This is a genomic window from Tsukamurella asaccharolytica (genome assembly GCF_007858435.1).
Classification (GTDB): Bacteria; Actinomycetota; Actinomycetes; order Mycobacteriales; family Mycobacteriaceae; genus Tsukamurella; species Tsukamurella asaccharolytica.
On record NZ_VIGW01000009.1, the window covers coordinates 76,900 to 97,269 of the forward strand.

At 70.4% G+C, this 20,370-nt stretch carries 20 protein-coding genes; 15 read left to right on the plus strand and 5 right to left on the minus strand.

What is annotated here, in order from left to right:
- Nucleotides 1-87: 87 nt before the first annotated feature.
- The gene (locus tag FK529_RS15425) at nucleotides 88-657 is read right to left on the minus strand and encodes an MBL fold metallo-hydrolase (protein WP_438947206.1); all 570 of its coding nucleotides are present in this window, start codon (nucleotides 655-657) and stop codon (nucleotides 88-90) included.
- 137 nt (nucleotides 658-794) lie between these two features.
- Between FK529_RS15425 and uvrA the strand changes: the two genes are divergently transcribed.
- Complete coding sequence (uvrA, locus tag FK529_RS15430; RefSeq protein WP_146562785.1) at nucleotides 795-3,653, plus strand: excinuclease ABC subunit UvrA; 2,859 nt, start codon at nucleotides 795-797, stop codon at nucleotides 3,651-3,653.
- Nucleotides 3,654-3,779: 126 nt separating this feature from the next.
- Nucleotides 3,780-4,037 (plus strand): glutaredoxin-like protein NrdH, encoded by a 258-nt coding sequence (gene nrdH, locus FK529_RS15435; RefSeq protein WP_146562787.1) that lies wholly within the window; start codon nucleotides 3,780-3,782, stop codon nucleotides 4,035-4,037.
- 93 nt (nucleotides 4,038-4,130) lie between these two features.
- Here nrdH and FK529_RS15440 read toward each other — a convergent pair whose 3' ends face one another.
- Both FK529_RS15440 and FK529_RS15445 read right to left on the minus strand, forming a co-directional pair.
- Nucleotides 4,131-4,475: a hypothetical protein gene (locus FK529_RS15440; protein WP_146562789.1), complete on the minus strand. Its 345-nt coding sequence runs from the start codon at nucleotides 4,473-4,475 to the stop codon at nucleotides 4,131-4,133.
- A gap of 83 nt (nucleotides 4,476-4,558) precedes the next feature.
- On the minus strand, nucleotides 4,559-4,945 hold the full coding sequence (locus FK529_RS15445; protein ID WP_146562791.1) for a recombinase RecA: 387 nt from the start codon (nucleotides 4,943-4,945) through the stop codon (nucleotides 4,559-4,561).
- Nucleotides 4,946-5,227: 282 nt separating this feature from the next.
- On the opposite strand from FK529_RS15445, the gene infC reads away from it, so the two are divergent.
- The 5 genes from infC to FK529_RS15470 are packed head-to-tail and all read left to right on the plus strand — an operon-like array spanning nucleotide 5,228 to nucleotide 8,747.
- Nucleotides 5,228-5,866, plus strand: a complete 639-nt coding sequence (gene infC, locus FK529_RS15450) for a translation initiation factor IF-3 (RefSeq protein ID WP_146562793.1) — start codon at nucleotides 5,228-5,230, stop codon at nucleotides 5,864-5,866.
- A gap of 47 nt (nucleotides 5,867-5,913) precedes the next feature.
- Nucleotides 5,914-6,108, plus strand: a complete 195-nt coding sequence (gene rpmI, locus FK529_RS15455; protein WP_068520473.1) for a 50S ribosomal protein L35 — start codon at nucleotides 5,914-5,916, stop codon at nucleotides 6,106-6,108.
- A gap of 50 nt (nucleotides 6,109-6,158) precedes the next feature.
- The gene (rplT, locus tag FK529_RS15460; protein WP_146437342.1) at nucleotides 6,159-6,539 is read left to right on the plus strand and encodes a 50S ribosomal protein L20; all 381 of its coding nucleotides are present in this window, start codon (nucleotides 6,159-6,161) and stop codon (nucleotides 6,537-6,539) included.
- Between the two features lies 1 nt (nucleotide 6,540).
- Nucleotides 6,541-7,338, plus strand: a complete 798-nt coding sequence (locus FK529_RS15465; protein ID WP_146562795.1) for a TrmH family RNA methyltransferase — start codon at nucleotides 6,541-6,543, stop codon at nucleotides 7,336-7,338.
- 56 nt (nucleotides 7,339-7,394) lie between these two features.
- Nucleotides 7,395-8,747, plus strand: coding sequence for an acyltransferase family protein (locus tag FK529_RS15470; RefSeq protein WP_146562797.1), 1,353 nt, complete (start codon nucleotides 7,395-7,397; stop codon nucleotides 8,745-8,747).
- Here FK529_RS15470 and FK529_RS15475 read toward each other — a convergent pair.
- Nucleotides 8,681-10,162 (minus strand): nucleobase:cation symporter-2 family protein, encoded by a 1,482-nt coding sequence (locus tag FK529_RS15475; RefSeq protein ID WP_146562799.1) that lies wholly within the window; start codon nucleotides 10,160-10,162, stop codon nucleotides 8,681-8,683. The two genes, FK529_RS15470 and FK529_RS15475, sit on opposite strands and share 67 nt — an antisense overlap.
- Before the next feature lie 217 nt (nucleotides 10,163-10,379).
- On the opposite strand from FK529_RS15475, the gene pheS reads away from it, so the two are divergent.
- The 3 genes from pheS to FK529_RS15490 all read left to right on the plus strand — a co-directional run bounded on the left by pheS (nucleotide 10,380) and on the right by FK529_RS15490 (nucleotide 14,680).
- Entirely contained in the window at nucleotides 10,380-11,435 is a 1,056-nt protein-coding gene (pheS, locus tag FK529_RS15480) for a phenylalanine--tRNA ligase subunit alpha (RefSeq protein WP_146562801.1), read from the plus strand.
- Between the two features lie 50 nt (nucleotides 11,436-11,485).
- Nucleotides 11,486-13,954 carry a phenylalanine--tRNA ligase subunit beta gene (gene pheT / locus FK529_RS15485; protein WP_146562803.1) on the plus strand — a complete coding sequence of 823 codons (2,469 nt, stop codon included), beginning with the start codon at nucleotides 11,486-11,488 and terminating at the stop codon, nucleotides 13,952-13,954.
- 66 nt (nucleotides 13,955-14,020) lie between these two features.
- The gene (locus FK529_RS15490; protein ID WP_166436423.1) at nucleotides 14,021-14,680 is read left to right on the plus strand and encodes a PIG-L deacetylase family protein; all 660 of its coding nucleotides are present in this window, start codon (nucleotides 14,021-14,023) and stop codon (nucleotides 14,678-14,680) included.
- Between the two features lie 48 nt (nucleotides 14,681-14,728).
- Here FK529_RS15490 and FK529_RS15495 read toward each other — a convergent pair whose 3' ends face one another.
- Nucleotides 14,729-14,953, minus strand: coding sequence for a hypothetical protein (locus FK529_RS15495; protein WP_146562807.1), 225 nt, complete (start codon nucleotides 14,951-14,953; stop codon nucleotides 14,729-14,731).
- 149 nt (nucleotides 14,954-15,102) lie between these two features.
- Between FK529_RS15495 and argC the strand changes: the two genes are divergently transcribed.
- Genes argC through argF form a run of 5 tightly spaced genes read left to right on the plus strand, consistent with a single transcriptional unit; the run spans nucleotide 15,103 to nucleotide 20,369 of the window.
- Nucleotides 15,103-16,137 (plus strand): N-acetyl-gamma-glutamyl-phosphate reductase, encoded by a 1,035-nt coding sequence (argC, locus tag FK529_RS15500; protein ID WP_146562809.1) that lies wholly within the window; start codon nucleotides 15,103-15,105, stop codon nucleotides 16,135-16,137.
- The gene (argJ, locus tag FK529_RS15505) at nucleotides 16,134-17,333 is read left to right on the plus strand and encodes a bifunctional glutamate N-acetyltransferase/amino-acid acetyltransferase ArgJ (protein ID WP_146562811.1); all 1,200 of its coding nucleotides are present in this window, start codon (nucleotides 16,134-16,136) and stop codon (nucleotides 17,331-17,333) included. Before argC ends, argJ begins: the two co-directional genes overlap by 4 nt.
- Nucleotides 17,330-18,235, plus strand: a complete 906-nt coding sequence (gene argB, locus FK529_RS15510; protein WP_146562813.1) for an acetylglutamate kinase — start codon at nucleotides 17,330-17,332, stop codon at nucleotides 18,233-18,235. Before argJ ends, argB begins: the two co-directional genes overlap by 4 nt.
- 5 nt (nucleotides 18,236-18,240) lie before the next feature.
- Complete coding sequence (locus tag FK529_RS15515) at nucleotides 18,241-19,422, plus strand: acetylornithine transaminase (protein WP_146562815.1); 1,182 nt, start codon at nucleotides 18,241-18,243, stop codon at nucleotides 19,420-19,422.
- Entirely contained in the window at nucleotides 19,419-20,369 is a 951-nt protein-coding gene (gene argF, locus FK529_RS15520; protein WP_146562817.1) for an ornithine carbamoyltransferase, read from the plus strand. The genes FK529_RS15515 and argF overlap by 4 nt, the downstream gene beginning before the upstream one ends.
- Nucleotide 20,370: the final 1 nt, after the last annotated feature.

Below are 20,370 nucleotides of genomic sequence, written 5' to 3' on the forward strand. Positions count from 1 at the left end.
GATGAATCAGGCCGTCCATTGTCCACGATCCGCGGGCCCCGCGCCTCGAACGCGTCCTGCGCGAGGGCGCACCCCGGGCCGTGGGAGCTACCAGCCGCGCTCGCGCCACTCCGCGAGGTGCGGGCGTTCGGCGCCGAGCGTCGTGCCCTTGCCGTGGCCGGGGTGCACGACGGTGTCGTCGTCGAACCGGTCGAAGAGCTTGGTGGTCACGTCCGCGTAGAGGCGGTCGAAGTCGCCGGGCTGCCACGTCTTGCCCACGCCGCCGGGGAACAGGCAGTCGCCGGTGAACAGGTGGACGGGCGCACCGTCGAACTCGGGGCGCAGCGCGAGCGCGATGGACCCGGGCGTGTGGCCGACCAGCTCGATGAGATCGAAGGTGAGGTCGCCCACCGTGAGCACTTCCCCGTCGGAGAGGGTGCGATCGGTGGGAGCGTCGATGCCCTCGGCGTCATTGACTCCCGCGGCCGCGGGCACGTCGAGACCCGCCCGGACCTGGGCGAGCGCCTGCCAGTGGTCGGGGTGACGGTGCGTGGTGACGATCAGTTCGACGCCGCCGGCCTCGCGGGCGGCGGCCAGGACCTCCTCCGCGTCGTTGGCCGCGTCGATGAGGAGCGTGCGCCCTGCGGAATCACTGACCAGGTAGACGTTGTTGTCCATGGGGCCGACGGAGAGCTGGCTGATCGTTGTGGTCACACCCCCGACGCTACCGCGCCGCGAAAACTTGTCGGTGGGGTTGCCTAGCATTGACGAGGGCCCGCGCTGTGGGCTGGAACGAGGCGGATGAGGGGATCACGGTGGTCGATCGTTTGATCGTGCGCGGCGCGCGCGAGCACAACCTGCGGGGTATCGATGTGGATCTCCCGCGCGACAGCCTGATCGTGTTCACGGGGCTCTCGGGCTCCGGCAAGTCCAGCCTCGCGTTCGACACGATCTTCGCGGAGGGGCAGCGGCGGTACGTCGAGTCGCTGTCGGCGTACGCGCGCCAGTTCCTCGGGCAGATGGACAAGCCCGACGTCGACTTCATCGAGGGCCTCTCGCCCGCGGTGTCGATCGACCAGAAGTCGACCAACCGCAACCCGCGGTCGACCGTCGGCACCATCACCGAGGTGTACGACTACCTGCGCCTGCTCTACGCGCGGGCCGGCACCCCGCACTGTCCCGAGTGCGGGTCGGTGATCGCGAGGCAGACGCCGCAGCAGATCGTCGACCAGGTGCTCGACATGGAGCAGGGAACCCGCTTCCAGGTGCTCGCCCCCGTCGTCCGCACGCGCAAGGGTGAGTTCGTCGACCTGTTCAACCAACTGCAGACGCAGGGTTACTCGCGCGCCCGGATCGATGGGGTCGTGTACCAGCTCGCCGAGCTGCCGAAGCTGAAGAAGCAGGAGAAGCACGACATCGAGGTGGTGATCGACCGCTTGGCCGTGAAGGCGACGGCCAAGCAGCGGCTCACCGACTCCATCGAGACCGCCCTGCGCCTGGCAGACGGCATCGTCGTGCTCGATTTCGTTGACCGGGAGGAGGACGACCCCGAGCGTGAGCGGCGCTTCTCCGAGAAGATGGCCTGCCCGAACGGCCACCCCATCGCCGTCGACGATCTCGAACCCCGCTCGTTCTCCTTCAACTCGCCGTACGGCGCGTGCCCGGAGTGCGACGGTCTCGGCGTCCGCAAGGAGGTCGACCCGGAGCTCGTCGTGCCCGATCCGCTGCTCTCGCTCGCCGACGGTGCCATCGCCCCCTGGTCCTCAGGTCAGAGCGCGGAGTACTTCCTGCGCCTGCTCTCCGGACTGGCCGACGCGATGGGCTTCGACCTGGACACCCCGTGGAAGGACCTGCCGGCGAAGGCTCGTAGGGCCGTCATCGAGGGTTCCGAGCATCAGGTGCACGTGAAGTACCGCAACCGGTACGGCCGAACCCGCTCGTACTACGCCGAGTTCGAAGGCGTGATGCCCTTCCTGCACCGCCGCCTCGAATCCACCGAGTCGGAGCAGATGAAGGAGCGGTACGAGGGCTACATGCGCGACGTGCCCTGCCCGGCCTGCTCCGGGGCGCGGCTGCGGCCCGAGATCCTCGCCGTCACGCTCGACCACCCGCGGTTCGGCGAGAGGTCGATCGCGGACGTCGCGGCGATGTCGGTGGGGGAGTGCTCCGACTACCTCTCCGACCTCAAGCTGGGCGCGCGCGAGGCGGCGATCGCCGGTCGCGTGCTCAAGGAGGTGCAGGCCCGCATCGCCTTCCTGCTGGACGTCGGCCTCGAGTATCTGTCGCTCTCACGCGCCGCCGGCTCGCTGTCGGGCGGTGAAGCGCAGCGCATCCGCCTCGCCACCCAGATCGGCTCGGGCCTCGCGGGCGTGCTGTACGTGCTGGACGAGCCGTCGATCGGCCTGCACCAGCGCGATAACCGCCGCCTCATCGATACTCTCGTCCGACTCCGCGACCTGGGCAACACGCTCATCGTCGTCGAGCACGACGAGGACACGATCCGTACCGCCGACTGGGTCGTCGACATCGGCCCGTACGCGGGTGAGCACGGCGGCAAGGTCGTGCACAGCGGTACGTACAAGGCGCTGCTGAAGAACAAGGACTCGCTGACCGGCGCCTACCTGTCGGGGCGGCGAGCGCTGCCCGTGCCCGCCGTGCGGCGGCCGATCGACAAGAAGCGCCAGCTCAAGGTCGTCGGCGCCCGCGAGCACAACCTCCAGAACATCGACGTCGCGTTCCCGCTCGGCGTGCTGACGGCGGTCACGGGCGTCTCGGGATCGGGTAAGTCGACCTTGGTCAACGACATCCTGGCGACGGTGCTGGCGAACAAGCTCAACGGGGCGCGTCAGGTGCCGGGGCGGCACAGCCGGGTCACCGGGCTCGACGACCTCGACAAGCTCGTGCAGGTCGACCAGTCGCCGATCGGCCGCACACCGCGCTCCAATCCGGCTACCTACACCGGCGTGTTCGACAAGATCCGCACGCTGTTCGCCGCGACCACCGAGGCGAAGGTCCGCGGCTATCAGCCCGGACGCTTCTCGTTCAACGTCAAGGGCGGCCGGTGCGAGGCGTGCTCGGGCGACGGCACGATCAAGATCGAGATGAACTTCCTGCCCGACGTCTACGTGCCGTGCGAGGTGTGCCACGGCGCGCGGTACAACCGCGAGACACTGGAAGTGCACTACAAGGGCAAGAACATTGCCGAGGTGCTCGACATGCCGATCGAGGAGGCGGCGGAGTTCTTCGAGGCGGTTACGTCGATCCACCGCTACCTCAAGACCCTGGTCGAGGTCGGTCTCGGCTACGTCCGGCTGGGACAGCCGGCGACCACGCTGTCGGGCGGCGAAGCGCAGCGCGTCAAGCTGGCGGCCGAGTTGCAGAAGCGGTCCAACGGCCGCACCGTCTACATCCTCGACGAGCCCACCACCGGCCTGCACTTCGAGGACATCGCCAAGCTGCTGCAGGTGATCGACGGACTCGTCGACAAGGGCAACTCGGTGCTCGTCATCGAGCACAATCTGGACGTGATCAAGACCGCCGACTGGATCGTCGACATGGGCCCCGAGGGCGGCAGCGGGGGCGGCACCGTCGTCGCGCAGGGCACGCCCGAGGACGTGGCCTCGGTGCCCGATTCCTACACAGGCACCTTCCTCAAGGAGGTTCTGTCCACGTAGGAGGGGCGTGCGCCTGGGGATGCGGCTGTGGACGGACGGTGGACCGTCTGGGGGCACCTGTGGAGCGCAATCCACAGCATCTTGTGTAAATTGCACGCGTGTGACACTAGATGTAGTATTGAGGGCATGAGCAGCAGCGTGATCGTCTACACCAAGCCCGCGTGCGTGCAGTGCACGGCGACGTACCGTGCGCTGGACAAGGCGGGCGTCGAGTACACCTCGGTCGACATCAGCCTCGACGAGGAGGCGCGTGAGTACGTCCTGGCCCTCGGTTACCTACAGGCGCCGGTGGTCGTGGTCGACGGTGCCGAGCACTGGTCGGGCTTCCGCCCGGACCGGATCAAGGCGCTGGCGTCGGCACCCGCGATGGTCGCCGGGGCGTAGGCGCTCCGCAGAACACAGCCGAACGGGCCCTCAGTCGCGGGGATGCGACTGAGGGCCCGTTCGTTCGGCCGTCGAGGGTAGTCGGTGGCCGATTCAGCGGTGGGGGTAGCAGCGGCCGGGTTCCCACCGCCCGGGAACCCAGCGGCCCTGCTCGTACCAGCCGGGATTCCATCGGGGCTGGACCCAGTAGCCGGGATGCCAGCCCCACCGGTCCACCCAGCCGGGCCGCCAGTAGCCGCCCTGCCAGTAGCCCGGGTGCCAGCGGCCCTGGGTCCAGTAGCCGCCTACCCAGCGGCCCGGTTCGCACCATCCCTGCCCGGGGTGCGAGACCGCGGGGGTCGGGGCGGCGGCGGCCGTGGTGGCCGCCACCGTCCCCAGGGGTGCCATTACTCCAGCAGCGACCAGTACGCCGGCCGCGAGCGTTCTCATCCGTGTCATGCCGTGACGGTACGCCTGGTGTGACCTGGAACACTAGACCTATTTACACAGGTCAGGGTGTCTTTGGGGAATAACCCTGAGGGTTAGCTGTACACCGGTCCCGTGTATTTCTCGCCCGGGCCCTGGCCCGGTTCGTCCGGGTGGCTACTGGATTCACGAAAGGCGAGCTGCAGTGACTTCAGGCCGTCGCGGTACGGGCCCGCGTGCGGGCCGAGATACTCGACCGATGCCGTGGTCAGGCCCGCCAGTGCGGTAATGAGGCGCCGGGCCTCGTCGAGGTCGAAGTGCGGGCTCTCGCGCGGGTCGAAAACGGCCGTCTCGTCGCCCTCCGCGGCCGTGAGGCCGAGCTTCTCCGCCGCGGCGCTCATCAGCAGCATCCAGGCGCTCGAGATCACCTCGATCGACGGCGAGTCCGCGACCAGGCGTTCCAGGGTGTCGGGCTCGGGGGACGAATTCGGATTCTCACTCACGACTGCTACACTGTCATGTGCGACCGCTCCGGTTCTGTCCGGGGCAGCAAGTGGAGTCCACTCCCACCACGTCGACCTCAGGTCGGCTGGTCCGGTCGCCGCCGCGGATTCCGTGAGGAATTTCCGCTGCGGTCTCCTCGTTGGGGGAGGGGTCGATCGTCGGCGTACGCCGTCGGAGGCCCGAATCGGTCGGTGTGGGCCCCGTCAGGCGAAGAGCCTGGTCGGGGCCTTTTCGCTGTGTGGGACTTGGGTGGGCCTCGTCGGCTGCGCGGCGGTCAACGAGTGAAGACCGCTCGCACCACGACACGAGCACCTATTCAAGGAGGCCCCATCAGCACTGAGACACGCACCAACGGTCAGATCCGCGTTCCCGAGGTCCGACTCGTCGGCCCCGGCGGCGAGCAGGTCGGGATCGTGCGAGTTGAAGATGCGCTCAAGCTGGCGTACGAGGCGGATCTCGACCTGGTCGAGGTGGCGCCGAACGCCCGCCCGCCCGTGTGCAAGATCATGGACTACGGCAAGTTCAAGTACGAGGCGGCGCAGAAGTTGCGCGAGTCGCGGAAGAACCAGCAGCTGACCGTGATCAAGGAGCAGAAGCTCCGCCCGAAGATCGACGACCACGACTACGAGACCAAGAAGGGTCACGTCGTCCGGTTCCTGGAGCAGGGCTCCAAGGTCAAGGTCACGATCATGTTCCGCGGCCGCGAGCAGTCGCGTCCGGAACTCGGTTACCGCCTGCTGCAGCGCCTGGGCGCCGACGTCGCCGAGTACGGCTTCGTCGAGACGTCCGCGAAGCAGGACGGGCGCAACATGACCATGGTCCTCGCCCCGCACAAGGGCGCGAAGACCCGCGCCAAGGCGCAGCAGGACAAGGAAGCCCCGGTGGCGCGGCCCGTCGCGCCCGAGGCTCCGGCCGAGTAGCGACACACGTCGCGCCCGGCAGTAGAACGAGACAGAGAGACGAACACATGCCGAAGAACAAGTCCCACAGCGGTACCTCGAAGCGCTTCAAGATCTCGGGGAGCGGCAAGGTCCTGCGCCAGAAGGCCGGCCGTCGCCACCTCCTCGAGCACAAGAGCTCGCGCGTGACCCGTCGCCTCGACGGCGTGGCCGAGGTCGCGCCCGCCGACGTGCGTCGCATCAAGAAGCTGCTCGGCAAGTAAGCCGCCCCCGGTACCCGCTAGAACTTTTCATCACGTAAGGACGAAGACCTATGGCACGCGTCAAGCGCGCAGTGAACGCTCAGAAGAAGCGTCGTTCCATCCTCGAGGCCTCGAAGGGCTACCGCGGTCAGCGGTCGCGCCTGTACCGCAAGGCCAAGGAGCAGCAGCTCCACTCGCTCACCTACGCGTACCGCGACCGTCGTGCGCGCAAGGGCGACTTCCGCAAGCTGTGGATCACCCGTATCAACGCCGCCGCGCGGGCCAACGACCTGACGTACAACCGCCTGATCCAGGGCCTCAACCTGGCCGGCGTCGAGGTCGACCGCAAGAACCTCGCCGAGATCGCCGTCTCGGACCCGGCCGCCTTCACCGCGCTCGTCGAGATCGCCCGCAAGGCGCTTCCCGCCGACGTGAACGCGCCCGTCGCGTAACTTGACGCAGCACTCGCAACGACCCGCGGACCAGCTCTTCACGGAGCGGACCCCGCGGGTCGTTGCCGCTTCCAAGCTCCTCCGCGCCGCCGGCCGCCGCAAGGCGGGGCGGTTCCTCGCGGAGGGCTCCAACGCCGTCACCTCTGCGCTCGCCGCGGGCCTCGTCGACGAGCTCTTCGTCACCGAGGAGGGCGCCGAGCGGTACCCCGACCTGCTCATGGGCGGCGCGGCGTACGTGACCGAACGAGCCATGCGGGGCCTGTCCGACACGGTCACCCCGCCCGGCATCGTGGCAGTCTGCCGGGCCCTACCCGAGGCGCACGTGCCCGACGGTGCGCGGCTGGTCGCCGTCCCCGTCGACGTCGCGGAGCCCGGCAATGCGGGCACCGTCATCCGCGTGGCCGACGCCGTCGGCGCCGACGCCGTGGTCCTGGCCGGCGACGCCGTCGACCCGATGAACGGCAAGGTCGTCCGCGCCTCCGCCGGTTCCGTCTTCCACCTGCCCGTCGTGCAGGAGCGCGACGCCGCCGCGGCGCTCGCCCAGCTCAAGGCCTCGGGCCTGACGGTGCTCGCAACCGCCGCCGACGGCGAGGTCTCGCTCGACGATGCCGACGAGCTGCTCGCCGGCCCCACGGCCTGGCTGTTCGGCAACGAGGCACACGGCCTGCCGCGCGCCCTGCAGGCCCTCGCCGACTACCGCGTCGCCATCCCGATCCGCGGCCGTGCCGAGTCTCTCAACCTCGCGACCGCCGCGTCGATCTGCCTGTACGCGAGCTCGCGCGTGCAGAATCGGGGATAGGTCCTCACCGGTTCCGGGTAGGACTACTCATCCGCGACGGCGCTCGCGCCGGAAGCATGGTGACCATGAGATTCCTGCCCGCCCGCGCCGCGGTCCTCGACGGCACCCCGGATACCCGCGACCGCGCCATCGACGTCGCCCGCCTCGCCAGCCTGCTGGTCGTCATGTTCGGCCACTGCGCGCTGTTGCTCGCCACCATCGCCCCGTCGGGCGTGTGGGTGGGCAACACGCTCGGCGCGCAGCCGTCGCTACAGCCCTTCACCTGGGTGCTGCAGGTGATGCCGCTCTTCTTCCTCGCCGGGGCTGCGAGCAGCGCCTACGGGCTGCGGCCCGGCACGGCGTGGGGTGGGTGGCTCGTCGGACGGGCGCAACGCCTGGCCCGGCCCGTGTTCTGGTACCTCGCGTTCTGGTCGGTCGCGCTGCTCGGGGCGCGGATGGCGCTGGGGGAGTCGAGCGCCGCGCGCCTCGGTGGGGAGTCCGTGGCGCTGCTGTGGTTCATCGGCGTGTACTTGCTGGTCCTGGCGTTCGTGCCAGCGCTGATGCGGTGCGGCCGCGCCGCGCTCGGCGGGATCGTCGTGGCGCTGCTGGCCGCGTCCGCTCTGTTCGACGGTGCGCGCCTGGCCTCGGGCGCGCTCGAATGGGGCTTCCCGAACTTCCTGGTGGTGTGGCTGATCCCCGTCGTCATCGGCGTGGCCTACGCGCGGCGGATGATTCCGACCCGGTTCGCGCTGGCGGCCGCAGCGGTCGCGTTCGTCGCGGCTGTCGCCGCGGTCGTCGTGGGGCCGTACGACGTCCCGCTCGTCGTGACCGGGGCCGAGACCTTCTCGAACAGCACACCGCCCACGTTTCTCCTGGGACTGCACTGCGTGTGGGTGAGCCTGCTGTTCGTCGCGGCGGCGCCCGCGATCGGTCGCTGGGCCCGGAGCCCGCGGGTCTGGTACCCGGTGGCCGTCGGCAACGGCGGCGCGATGACGCTCTACCTCTGGCACATCCCCGCGATCGCCGTCGCCGCCTTCGCGCTGCACGCGGTGGGCATCGACGCGGTCGACCCCGCCCAGCCGGGCTTCTGGGGCCTGATGGCGTTGCGCGCGGTCGTCTTCGCGGTCGTGATGTTCGCGCTGTTCGTGCTGCTCTCGCCACTCGAGCACCGTCGGATCCCGTGGTGGGACCGCGCCGTTGCCGCCTCCGGGGCCCGCGGAGGAGTGGTCGGCGGGTTGGTCTGCGTCGCCGGGGTCGCGGTACTGCTGATGGCGAAGGAGGGGCTCGGATCGTCGCCGGGCTGGTGGGCGCTCGTCGTGTTCGTGGTGACACTCGGCGCGGCGAGGACGGTCGCTGGGACGACTCAGGCGGAGTTGCGCGCGCTCCGCGCCTCCGTGACCGACGGGGTGCCGGCACCATCGGATTCCTGAACGGCGTGTTCGCCGCCGGGAGCCCCGACGGTGGGCCCGGCCGCCACGATCGATGGCTGCTCGGGCGCGCCGGGGAGGAGGACGTTGAACAGCAGATTGAGGACTACCGCCACGATCGCCGCCGCGCTGATGCCCGAATGGAAGATCACCACGAACCAGGAGGGGAAGGCGTGCCAGAAGTCGGTGGCGACCACCGGAATGAGCCCGAAGGCGATCGCGGCCGCGACGATGAGCAGGTTGTTGTTGCCTTGAAAGTCGACCTTGGCGAGTGTGCGGATCCCGCTTGCGGCGACGGTGCCGAACAAGACGATCCCGGCACCCCCGAGGACCGGCCCGGGGATCACGCTGAACGCGGCCGCTGCCATCGGGGACAGGCCGAGGAGCAAGAGGATCGCGCCGCCCGCAGCCACGGCGAACCGGCTCTTGACCCCAGTGAGCGCGACCAACCCGACGTTCTGCGCGAAGGCCGTGGCGGGAAACGAATTGAACATCGGCGCCAGCAGCGAGGTCGCCATGTCGGCCCGTAGCCCGTCGGCGACCCGCCGCGAGTCGACTTTCGTTCCCACGATCTCGCCGACTGCAAGGATGTCCGCGGTGGTCTCGACCATCGTCACCAGGATCACGACGGTGAGCGAGACGATCGCGCCGATCTCGAACATCGGTCCGCCGAAGGGGAAGGGGTGTGGCAGGGAGAACACCGACGCCGTTCCCACCGCGCCGACGTCGGCGCGGCCGAGGATCAGGGCGACGACGGTGCCGACGACCAGCCCGAGCAGGACCGAAAGCCGGGACAACACACGCACCTTGCTGAGCAGGACGACGGCGAGAAAGGTGAACATCGCGAGGCCGATGCTCGGGAGCGCGGCGAAATCAGGATTGGTGACCTCCCGCCCGTCCACCGTGATTGTCGGCGGCCCCGTGATCCACCTCGCCGCGACCGGCATCAGCGACAGGCCGATCACCGTGATGATCGAACCGGTCACGACGGGTGGGAAGAAGCGGATCACTCGCGCGAAGAACGGGGTGATGGCCAGGCCGATCGCCGCGGCCACCAGGAGCGACCCGAAAACGACGCGGAGCCCGTTGTCGGGGTCGCCGGCGAGGATAGTGAGAATCGTCGAGACGGTCGCGAAGCTGGTGCCCTGCACCAGCGGCAGTCGGCTGCCGAAGAACGGCACGGCGAGGGTCTGCAGCATCGTCCCCAGGCCGCTGACGAACAGCCCGCTCGCGACGAGGAGGGCTTTCTGTGCGGTGTCCAAGCCGGCCGCGCCGCCCACGATCAGCGGAACGGCGATGACGCCGCCGAACATAGCGAGAATGTGCTGGACCCCGTAGCCGAGAGTCTTTCCGACGCCCAGGTACTCGTCCTCGGGTCGCGTGCGCGGCGTGCCGCCGTCCGTCGTCGTGATCGCCATGTCCCGACGGTAGGCAGCCCGCCCCGCCGAACCATTGCCTCGATGTGACGAGTGTGTTGCATCATGCGAGCGCAATGGTGCGAAGTCCCGATCCGTCGCGCCGAACACCGCCGGGCGCCGGCCGACCCCGTACCAGCGGTAATGCGATTCCGCCCGTGGAACCCGGTCGACTAGTCTGGTCGGGTACCGTTCCACCCTCACCGAGGAGCCCAGAGCAGTGTCGGAAGCCCAGAACGCCCCCGTCGACGACCTCAGCGAAGCCGCGCTCGACGCGTTCGCCGCGGAGGCCGCGCAGGCGTTCAGCGCCTCGTTCAGCCTGGATTCGCTGAACACCGCCCGCCTGGCGCACCTGGGTGAGAAGTCGCCGCTCGCGCTGAGCAAGCGCGCCCTGGGGTCCATCCCCAAGGAGGAGCGCAAGGACGCAGGCAAGCGCGTCAATGTCGCGCAGGCGCGCGCACGCGAGGCCTACGAGAAGCGGAAGGCGGTACTCGACGCCGAGCGCGACGCCGCCGTCCTCGTCTCCGAATCGATCGACGTGACGCTGCCTTCCGCGCGAGCGCCGCAGGGTGCGCGCCATCCCGTGAGCATCATCGCCGACGAGGTCGCCGACTTCTTCGTCGGCATCGGCTGGGAGATCGCGGAGGGGCCCGAGGTCGAGACCGAGCACTTCAACTTCGACGCGCTCAACTTCCTCCCGGACCACCCGGCCCGCTCCATGCAGGACACCTTCTACATCGCGCCCGAGGGCTCGCGACAGGTTCTGCGCACTCACACCTCCCCGGTGCAGGTGCGCTCCATGCTCACGCGCGACGTGCCGATCTACGTGGCCTGCCCCGGCCGCACCTTCCGCACCGATGAGCTGGACGCCACCCACACCCCGGTGTTCAGCCAGGTCGAGGGCCTCGCCGTCGACAAGGGCCTGACGATGGCGCACTTGCGCGGGACCCTCGAGGCCTTCGCCAAGGCGACGTTCGGCCCCGAGACCACCACCCGCATGCGCCCGAACTACTTCCCGTTCACGGAACCGTCGGCCGAGGTCGACGTGTGGTTCCCGAACAAGAAGGGCGGCGCGGGCTGGATCGAATGGGGCGGCTGCGGCATGGTCAACCCGAACGTCCTGCGTGCCTGCGGCATCGATCCCGAGGAGTACTCGGGCTTCGCCTTCGGCATGGGCCTCGAGCGCACCCTCCAGTTCCGCACCGGCCTGTCCGACATGCGCGACATCGTCGAGGGCGACGTCCGTTTCACCCTGCCCTTCGGCGTCCGCGGCTAGCGCCGACGCACCCGGCACCGCATAATTCCCCCAGGAGAAGGACTTCCACCGTGCGCGTTGCACAGTCATGGCTCACTGAGATCCTCCGCCGCGACACCCCGGACTGGGGCGTCACGGCCGAGGAGCTGGACGCGGGATTCGTGCGCGTCGGCTTCGAGGTCGAGGAGGTCGACTCGCTCGACACCGTGACCGGCCCGCTGAAGATCGGCCGCGTCGCGCACATCGAGGAGCTCACGAACTTCCGCAAGCCCATCCGGTTCTGCCAGGTGGACGTCGGCGAGGCCGAGCCCCGCGGCATCGTGTGCGGCGCGCGGAACTTCGCCGAGGGCGACCTCATCGTGGCCGCCCTCCCCGGCGCGGTGCTGCCCGGCGGCTTCGAGATCGCCGCGCGGACGACGTACGACCACGTCTCCGACGGGATGATCTGCTCGGTCTCCGAGCTCGGCCTCGGCACCGATCACTCCGGCATCCTCGTGCTGCCGGCGGGCACCGCGGAACCCGGCGACGACGCGAAGCCGGTCCTCGGCATGGACGACACCGTCATCGAGCTCAACGTGACACCCGATCGCGGCTACGCCTTCTCCGTCCGCGGCCTCGCACGCGAGCTCGCTTGCGGCTACGACCTCCCCTTCACCGACATCACCACCCCGTCGGACAAGGCCGGGAGCGGCAAGGGCGACGTCGACGTGACCGTCGAACCCGAGTCCGGCTGCACGCGGTTCACCGCGCTGCGCGTGGAGGGCATCGATCCGAAGGCCGTGAGCCCGTGGTGGCTGCAGCGCCGCCTGCTCACCTCCGGCGTACGCCCGATCAGCCCGGCGGTCGACGTGACCAACTACCTCATGCTGCTCAGCGGCCAGCCGCTGCACGCCTTCGACGCCGACCGCGTGCGGGGCGGGCTGACGGTGCGCGCCGCGCGCGCCGGCGAGACCCTGGAGACCCTCGACCACGTCGAGCGCACGCTCGATCCCGAGGACACGGTCATCGTGGACGAGACCGGACCCGTCTCGCTCGCGGGCGTCATGGGCGGCGCGGGCACCGAGGTCGGCGACGACACGGTCAACGTCATCCTCGAGGGCGCGATCTGGAACCCCGTCAAGGTCTTCCGCACCGGAAAGCGGCACAAGCTCAGCTCGGACGCCGCGAAGCGGTACGAGCGCACCGTCGATCCGGCGATCTCCGTGTGGACCGTCCGGGAGGCGGCGCGCCTGCTGACCGAGATCGCCGGCGGCACCGTCGTCGGGGAGATCACGGACCTGGGCTCCTACGACGAGCGCCCGCAGGTGACCATCGCGGCGGACCGTCCGGACCGCGTCGCCGGGATCACCTACCCCCCGGGCACGACGGTGCGTCGTCTCACCCAGATCGGCTGCGCCGTCCAAGGCGAGAGCAGCCTGACGGTGACCCCGCCGACCTGGCGCCCCGACCTGACCATGGTCGCGGACCTGGTCGAGGAGGTGCTGCGGCTCGAGGGGCTGGAGCAGATTCCGCCGGTGCTGCCCGCCGCCCCCGGCGGACGGGGGCTCACTACCCGCCAGCGTCGCCGCCGCACCGTGAGCCGCTCGCTCGCGCACGCCGGCCACGTCGAGGTGCTCACCAGCCCGTTCCTGCCCGCCGGTGTCTTCGACACCTGGGGCCTGGAGGCCGACGACCCGCGCCGGAACACCACGACGGTGCTCAACCCGCTCGAGTCGGACCGGCCCTCGCTCGCGACCACCCTGCTGCCCGGCCTCCTGGAGATCCTGGCGCGCAACGTCTCCCGCGGTCAGCGGGACCTCGCGTTGTACACGATCGCCCAGGTCGTGCTGCCTTCGGAAACGACGGTGGCCGTCGATCCGATCCCCGTCGACCGTCGCCCGACCGCGGAGCAGATCGACGAGCTCAACGCTTCGCTGCCGAGCCAGCCCGAGCACGTCGCCCTCGTCTTCGCCGGTCGGCGCACCCCTGCCGGGCCGTGGGGCGAGGGCCGGGCCGCGGACGCGACGGACGCGTTCGAGGCGGTCCGCGAGATCGGCCGCGCGAGCAACGTCGAGCTCACGCTCCGTGCGGCGCAGTACGCACCCTTCCATCCCGGACGCTGCGCGGAGGTTCTCGTCGGTGACGCCGTGATCGGCCACGCGGGGGAGTTGCACCCCGCGGTGCTTGAGCGTGCCGGCCTCCCGGCGCGGACCTGCGCCGTGGAGCTCGACCTCGATGCGATCCCCCTGGTGGAGAACCTGCCCGCGCCGGTCGTCTCGCCCTTCCCGGCCGTGCTGCAGGACGTGGCGGTCGTCGTGGACGCCGACGTCCCGGCGGAGGCCGTTCGGGCCGCCCTGGCCGACGGCGCAGGGGAACTCCTCGAGTCGATCGTGCTCTTCGACGTCTTCGCCGGCGCGCAGGTCGGCGAGGGCCGCAAGTCCCTGGCTTTCTCGCTGCGGTTCCGTGCGGGCGATCGCACGCTGACCGAGGACGAGGCGTCCGCGGCCCGCGACGCCGCGGTGGCCACGGCGTCAGCGGCGGTCGGCGCCGTTCTCCGCTGACCCGCGCCGACGGCGGGTCGGTCGAGGGTGCTGCGCCGACGGGCTCCGACCTCTAACGTGGAGCCCGTGAGCGAGCCGCAGATCTTCCCCGAGGACTGGACCACGGCGCTCGTCCTGGTGGCGCACCCGGACGACCCCGAGTACGGCATGGCCGCGGCGGTGGCCCGGTGGACCGCGCAGGGCAAGACCGTCGCCTACGGACTCGCGACGTCGGGCGAGGCGGGCATCGAGGGGATGTCGCCGGGCACGGCGGGCCCCGTGCGCGAGGAGGAACAGCGACGGTCCGCCGCCGTCGTCGGCGTCGACGAGGTGCGGTTCTGGGGCTACCCCGACTCGCAGGTCACGAACACGCCGGAACTGCGGGAATCGGTGCGGAAGTCGCTCGCCCGCTACGAGCCCGACATCGTGATCACACTGTGGGGCGGCCCCGAATGGGCGCCCGGCGCGCCGAACCAGCGCGACCACATGGAGTTCACCCGTGCGGTCGCCGAGGCCGCCGCGGCCGCCGGCGTGAAGGCGTACCAGACCGCACCGGAGCCGACGTACATCGTCGACGTCACCGGGTTCACGGAGCGGGCCGTGGAATCGCTGGCCGAGCACCGGCAGTACCTCTCGGTGCTGGACCCGGTCACGCCCGTCATCGAGCAGGCCCGCCGGCAGGTCGACTCGGCGTGCCAGCCCCGCGGTGGGTTTCGGCACGCCGTGGGATTCCGCGACCTCGCGTAGCCCAGCGGTTGCACCGCGCGCCGCCGGAGCGGGGACTCTGCGGGCGGCTCAGCTGAGGTGGAAGGCCTTGGTGATGTGGTTGCCGCGCCGGTGATCGCCCACCAGGCTGGGGCGGCCGCGCCCCATCTTCACCAGCATGGCGCGGTTCTCCACGCGCGGCGCGAAGCCGTCGAGGACGCGGTTGACGGTGCCCCGCAGGCCGCGCTCGGGGCGCGGCAGCGACAGCGGCTGCGTGAGGGCGTCGGTGTTCGTGGTCGGAAGGTCGTTGCGCATATCATGTCCTTCGGGTGCCGGGTTCGGATCGTTACTTCCTCCAGGGTGCCCAGGAGTCCTGATGGGCGGCTGGGCGGAACCTGTGGGTGTCGGGGCACGCGATTCCGAGCACGTGTGAATAGACTTGCATGATGGTGCATAATCATCGTATGACTGTTTCCGTGGCGATCGCGGGCGCCAGCGGCTACGCCGGGGGAGAGATCCTCCGGCTGCTGCTCGGCCACCCGCAGTACTTGTCCGGTGAGCTCGCGATCGGTGCGCTGACCGCCGGCGGCAACGCCGGCAGCACGCTCTTCGAGCACCACCCGCACCTGCTGCCCCTGGCGGACCGCGTCCTGCAGGAGACCACCCCGGAGACGCTGCGCGGCCACGACGTCGTCTTCCTCGGCCTGCCCCACGGCAAGTCGGCCGAGATCGCGGAGGCACTGCCCCCGTCGACGCTGATCATCGACTGCGGCGCCGACTACCGCCTCAAGGACGCCGCCGAGTGGGAGCACTACTACGGCAGTGCCCACGCCGGCACCTGGCCCTACGGGCTGCCGGAGCTTCCGGGCAACCGGGAGGTGCTCGCGGGTGCCTCCCGCATCGCGGTCCCGGGCTGCTACCCGACGGTGTCGACCCTCGCCTTCCTGCCCGCCGTCTCGGCCGGCATCGTGGCTCCCGAGATCACCGTCGTCGCGGTGAGCGGCACCTCCGGCGCCGGGAAGTCGCCGCGGACCGACCTGCTCGCCTCCGAGGCCATCGGCTCCGCGCGGGCCTACGGCGTGACCACCCACCGGCACACCCCGGAGATCACGCAGAACCTCTCGGCGGCCGCGAACTCGCCCGTCACCGTGTCGTTCACGCCGATACTCGTACCCATGGCCCGAGGCATCCTGGCCACCGTCTCCGCCCCGACGACGGTGACCGCCGCGCGGGCCCGGGAGGTCTACGCGACTGCGTACGCCGACGAGCCCTTCGTGCACCTGCTGCCCGAGGGCGCGCAGCCGCAGACGAAGTCGGTGCTCGGCAGCAACGCCGTGCAGGTGCAGGTAGCCGTCGACGAGCGTGCCGGGCGGCTCGTCGCCACTGCCGCGATCGACAACCTCACCAAGGGCACGGGCGGCGCCGCCGTGCAGTCCATGAACCTCGCGCTCGGCTGGCCCGAGACCGCCGGCCTCTCGACCGTAGGAGTCGCACCGTGACCTTCAAACTCGTTCGCAACCAAGGCGTCACGGCGCCGCTGGGGTTCAAGGCGGCGGGCATCGCGGCGGGGATCAAGGCCTCGGGCAAGCTCGATCTGGCGCTGGTCTTCAATGAGGGCCCGTACTACGCGGCGGCGGGCGTCTTCACCCGCAACCAGGTGCGCGCGGCACCCGTGCTCTGGAGCGAACAGGTCATCGCGGACGGTCAGCTCCGCGCCGTGATCCTCAACTCGGGCGGCGCCAACGCGTGCACCGGGCCCGGCGGCTTCCAGGACACCCACGCCACCGCGGAGAAGGTCGCGGAGACGCTCAGCCACTGGGGGACCGAGACCGGCGCCGGCGAGGTCGCGGTGTGCTCCACCGGGCTCATCGGTGATCGCCTGCCCATGGACAAGGTTCTCGCCGGTGTCACCGAGATCGTGCACGAGATGGGCGGCGGCCTCACCGGTGGCACCGACGCCGCGCACGCCATCATGACCACGGACACCGTGCCCAAGGAGACCGCGCTCCACCACAGCGACGGGTGGAACGTCGGCGGCATGGCGAAGGGCGCCGGGATGATGGCGCCCTCACTCGCGACGATGCTCGTCGTGCTCACCACCGACGTGCACGCCACCCCGGAGCAGCTCGACGAGGCCCTGCGGTACGCGACGAGCTACACCTTCGACCGGCTCGACGTGGACGGCGCCACCTCCACCAACGACACCGTGCTCCTGCTCAGCAGCGGTGCCAGCGAGAAGACCTGCACGCAGGAGGAACTCAATGCCGCGGTGCGCGAGGTCTGCGACGACCTCGCCGCGCAGCTGCAAGGCGACGCCGAGGGCGTGACCAAGCGGATCCTCATCACCGTGACCGGCGCCGCCTCCGAGGAGGAGGCGCTGATCGGCGCGCGCGCCATCGCCCGCGACAGCCTGGTGAAGACCGCCCTGTTCGGCAGCGACCCCAACTGGGGCCGCGTCATGGCCGCGATCGGGATCGCGCCGATCGAGCTGGTGCACGATCGGCTGACGGTGTCCTTCAACGGGCAGCCCATCGCCGAGAACGGTTGCGGCGTGCCCGGAGCCCGCGATGTGGACCTCTCGGGTCCGGAGATCGACGTCACCGTCGACCTCGGGCTCGGCCGGGGCGCCGCGACGATCCGGACCACCGACCTCTCGCACGCCTACGTCGAAGAGAACTCGGCGTACTCGTCATGAACGGACCCGATCTCACGCCGCTCGACAAGGCGGGCGTGCTCGCCGAGGCGCTGCCGTGGTTGCTCGACTTCCACGGCAAGACGGTGGTGGTGAAGTACGGCGGCAACGCCATGGTCGACGACGAGCTCAAACGCAGCTTCGCCCAGGACATGGTCTTCCTGCGCACCTGCGGCCTGCACCCCGTCGTGGTGCACGGCGGCGGGCCGCAGATCAACGCCATGCTCACGCGGCTCGGCATGCAGGGCGAGTTCCGCGGTGGCTTCCGAGTGACCACGCCCGAGGTCATGGACGTCGTGCGCATGGTGCTCTTCGGGCAGGTGGGACGCGAGCTGGTCGGCCTGATCAACTCGTACGGGCCGTTCGCGGTCGGCATGTCCGGCGAGGACGCGCACCTGTTCACCGCGACCCGGCGGCAGGTCGTGGTCGACGGTACGCCGACCGACGTCGGCCTCGTCGGCGACGTGACCGCGGTGAACCCGGAGGCGGTCAACGACCTCATGGCCGCCGGCCGGATCCCCGTGATCTCGACGATCGCGCCGGACGCGGACGGGGTGGTGCACAACATCAACGCCGATACCGCGGCCGCCGCGCTGGCTGAGGCGCTGGGTGCCGAGAAGCTGGTGGTACTCACCGACGTCGAGGGCCTGTACACGAACTGGCCCGACCGCTCGTCGCTGACCACGGAGATCGACACGGACGCGCTGACCGAGCTGCTGCCGAGCCTCGACTCCGGCATGGTCCCCAAGATGGAGGCGTGCCTGCGAGCGGTGCACGGGGGCGTCCCCACCGCGCACGTCATCGACGGGCGGGTGCCGCACTCCGTGCTTCTCGAGCTGTTCACGAGCGAGGGCATCGGCACGATGGTGGCCCCGCCGAAGACTCCCACAGAGACCTGGATCTGATTCTCATGACGAACCAAGCAATGCAGTCGCGGTGGAACGCCGCGGTGATGGACACGTACGGCACCCCGCCCATCGCGCTGGTGTCGGGCCGCGGTGCGGCGGTGACCGACGCCGACGGCAAGGAGTACGTCGACCTGCTCGGCGGCATCGCCGTCAATGCCCTCGGTCACGCTCACCCCAAGATCATCGAGGCGGTGACGCAGCAGATCTCGACGCTCGGCCACGTCTCGAACCTCTACATCAGCGAGCCCGTTGTGCGCCTCGCCGAGCGGCTCACCGAGGCCGTCGGGGTGCCCGGCACCCGGGTCTTCTTCAGCAACTCGGGCGCCGAGGCCAACGAGGCCGCCATCAAGATCGGCCGGCGCACCGGCCGCACCGCGATGGTCGCCGCCGAGGGTGCCTTCCACGGCCGGACGATGGGCTCGCTGGCGCTGACCGGCCAGCCCGCCAAGCGGGAGCCCTTCGTGCCCCTCATCGAGTCGGTCACCCACGTGCCCTACGGCGACGCCGCCGCCCTGCGCGCGGCCGCCGACGGCGCGGCCGCGGTCTTCCTGGAGCCGATCATGGGCGAGGGAGGCGTCGTCGTCCCTCCCGCCGGCTATCTCGCGGAGGCCCGCGCCGCCGCGACCGCCGCCGGGGCACTCCTCGTCTTCGACGAGGTGCAGACCGGGATCGCCCGCACCGGCACTCTGTTCGCGTATCAGCGGGCGGGCGTGACCCCGGACGTCTTCACTCTCGCCAAGGGCCTCGGCGGCGGCCTGCCCATCGGCGCCACGGTCGCCGTCGGCGCCGCCGGCGAGCTGCTCGCCCCGGGCCAGCACGGCACCACCTTCGGCGGTAACCCCGTCGCTGCGGCCGCCGCGAACGCCGTGCTCGACGTGATCGAGGCCGAGGGGCTTGCTCAGCGCGCCGACGCCCTCGGCAAGCACATCGCCGCCACCGTCGAGGGTTTCGGCCACCCCCTGGTCACCGGCGTCCGGGGCTCCGGCCTGCTCCTCGGGATCACCCTGTCCCGCGGCGTCGCCAAGGCGATCGAGAGCGGTGCGCGCGATGCCGGCTTCCTGCTCAACGCCGCGCAGCCCGACGTGGTCCGCCTCGCCCCGCCCCTCGTCCTCACCGACGAGCAGGCGGACCGCTTCCTCGCCGCGCTTCCCGCGCTCCTCGATTCAGCCCAGGAGACTTCATGACAAGGCACTTCCTCCGCGACGACGACCTCAGCCCGGCCGAGCAGCGGGAGGTGCTCGCACTCGCCGCCGAGCTGAAGGCGGCACCCTTCTCCCGGCGCCCGCTCGAGGGGCCGCAGGGCGTGGCGGTGCTCTTCGACAAGAACTCCACGCGGACCCGGTTCAGCTTCGACGTCGGGATCGCGCAACTCGGCGGTCACGCGGTCGTCGTGGACACCAAGTCGACCCAGATGGGCCGGGACGAGTCACTCGCCGACACCGCCCGCGTGCTCTCGCGGTTCGTCGACGCCATCGTCTGGCGCACGTACGCACAGGAGGGCCTCGAGGAGCTGGCCCGGTACGCGTCGGTCCCGGTGGTGAACGCCCTCTCGGACGATTTCCACCCCTGCCAGATCCTCGCCGACCTGCAGACCATCGCGGAGCGGAAAGGGACTGCGAGGGCGGACGGAAGTGGAACCTCCGTCGCCGGCCTGGGGCTCACCTATCTCGGCGACGGCGCCAACAACATGGCCCACAGCTACATGCTCGGCTGCGTCACAGCCGGCATGGACGTGACCATCAGCGCTCCCGCGGGCTTCCAGCCGCACGAGCGCTTCGTGGAGGCGGCCCGGGCCCGGGGCCGGGAGACCGGCGCCGAGGTCCGCGTCATCTCCGATCCTGTGCTGGCCGTCGCGGGGGTCGATGTGGTGGTGACCGATACCTGGGTGTCGATGGGGCAGGAGGAGGACGGCGTCGATCGCAACGCCCCGTTCCGGCCGTACCAGATCAACACCGCGCTGCTCGCGCACGCCGACCCGGACGCGATCGTGCTGCACTGCCTGCCCGCGCACCGCGGCGACGAGATCACCGACGAGGTGATCGACGGGCCGCAGTCCGCCGTCTTCGACGAGGCCGAGAACCGGCTGCACGCGCAGAAGGCGCTCCTCACCTGGCTGCTGGAGCGTTCGTGAC

Bases quoted from the DNA above. Each gene is read 5' to 3' on its own strand.
- argF (WP_146562817.1), top strand. From the start codon at position 19,419: ATGACAAGGCACTTCCTCCGCGACGACGACCTCAGCCCGGCCGAGCAG.
- rpmI (WP_068520473.1), top strand. From the start codon at position 5,914: ATGCCGAAGAACAAGTCCCACAGCGGTACCTCGAAGCGCTTCAAGATC.
- FK529_RS15425 (WP_438947206.1), bottom strand. From the start codon at position 657: ATGGACAACAACGTCTACCTGGTCAGTGATTCCGCAGGGCGCACGCTC.
- FK529_RS15470 (WP_146562797.1), top strand. From the start codon at position 7,395: ATGGTGACCATGAGATTCCTGCCCGCCCGCGCCGCGGTCCTCGACGGC.
- argC (WP_146562809.1), top strand. From the start codon at position 15,103: ATGACTGTTTCCGTGGCGATCGCGGGCGCCAGCGGCTACGCCGGGGGA.
- FK529_RS15440 (WP_146562789.1), bottom strand. From the start codon at position 4,475: ATGACACGGATGAGAACGCTCGCGGCCGGCGTACTGGTCGCTGCTGGA.
- FK529_RS15475 (WP_146562799.1), bottom strand. From the start codon at position 10,162: ATGGCGATCACGACGACGGACGGCGGCACGCCGCGCACGCGACCCGAG.
- argB (WP_146562813.1), top strand. From the start codon at position 17,330: ATGAACGGACCCGATCTCACGCCGCTCGACAAGGCGGGCGTGCTCGCC.
- FK529_RS15495 (WP_146562807.1), bottom strand. From the start codon at position 14,953: ATGCGCAACGACCTTCCGACCACGAACACCGACGCCCTCACGCAGCCG.
- nrdH (WP_146562787.1), top strand. From the start codon at position 3,780: ATGAGCAGCAGCGTGATCGTCTACACCAAGCCCGCGTGCGTGCAGTGC.
- rplT (WP_146437342.1), top strand. From the start codon at position 6,159: ATGGCACGCGTCAAGCGCGCAGTGAACGCTCAGAAGAAGCGTCGTTCC.
- FK529_RS15515 (WP_146562815.1), top strand. From the start codon at position 18,241: ATGACGAACCAAGCAATGCAGTCGCGGTGGAACGCCGCGGTGATGGAC.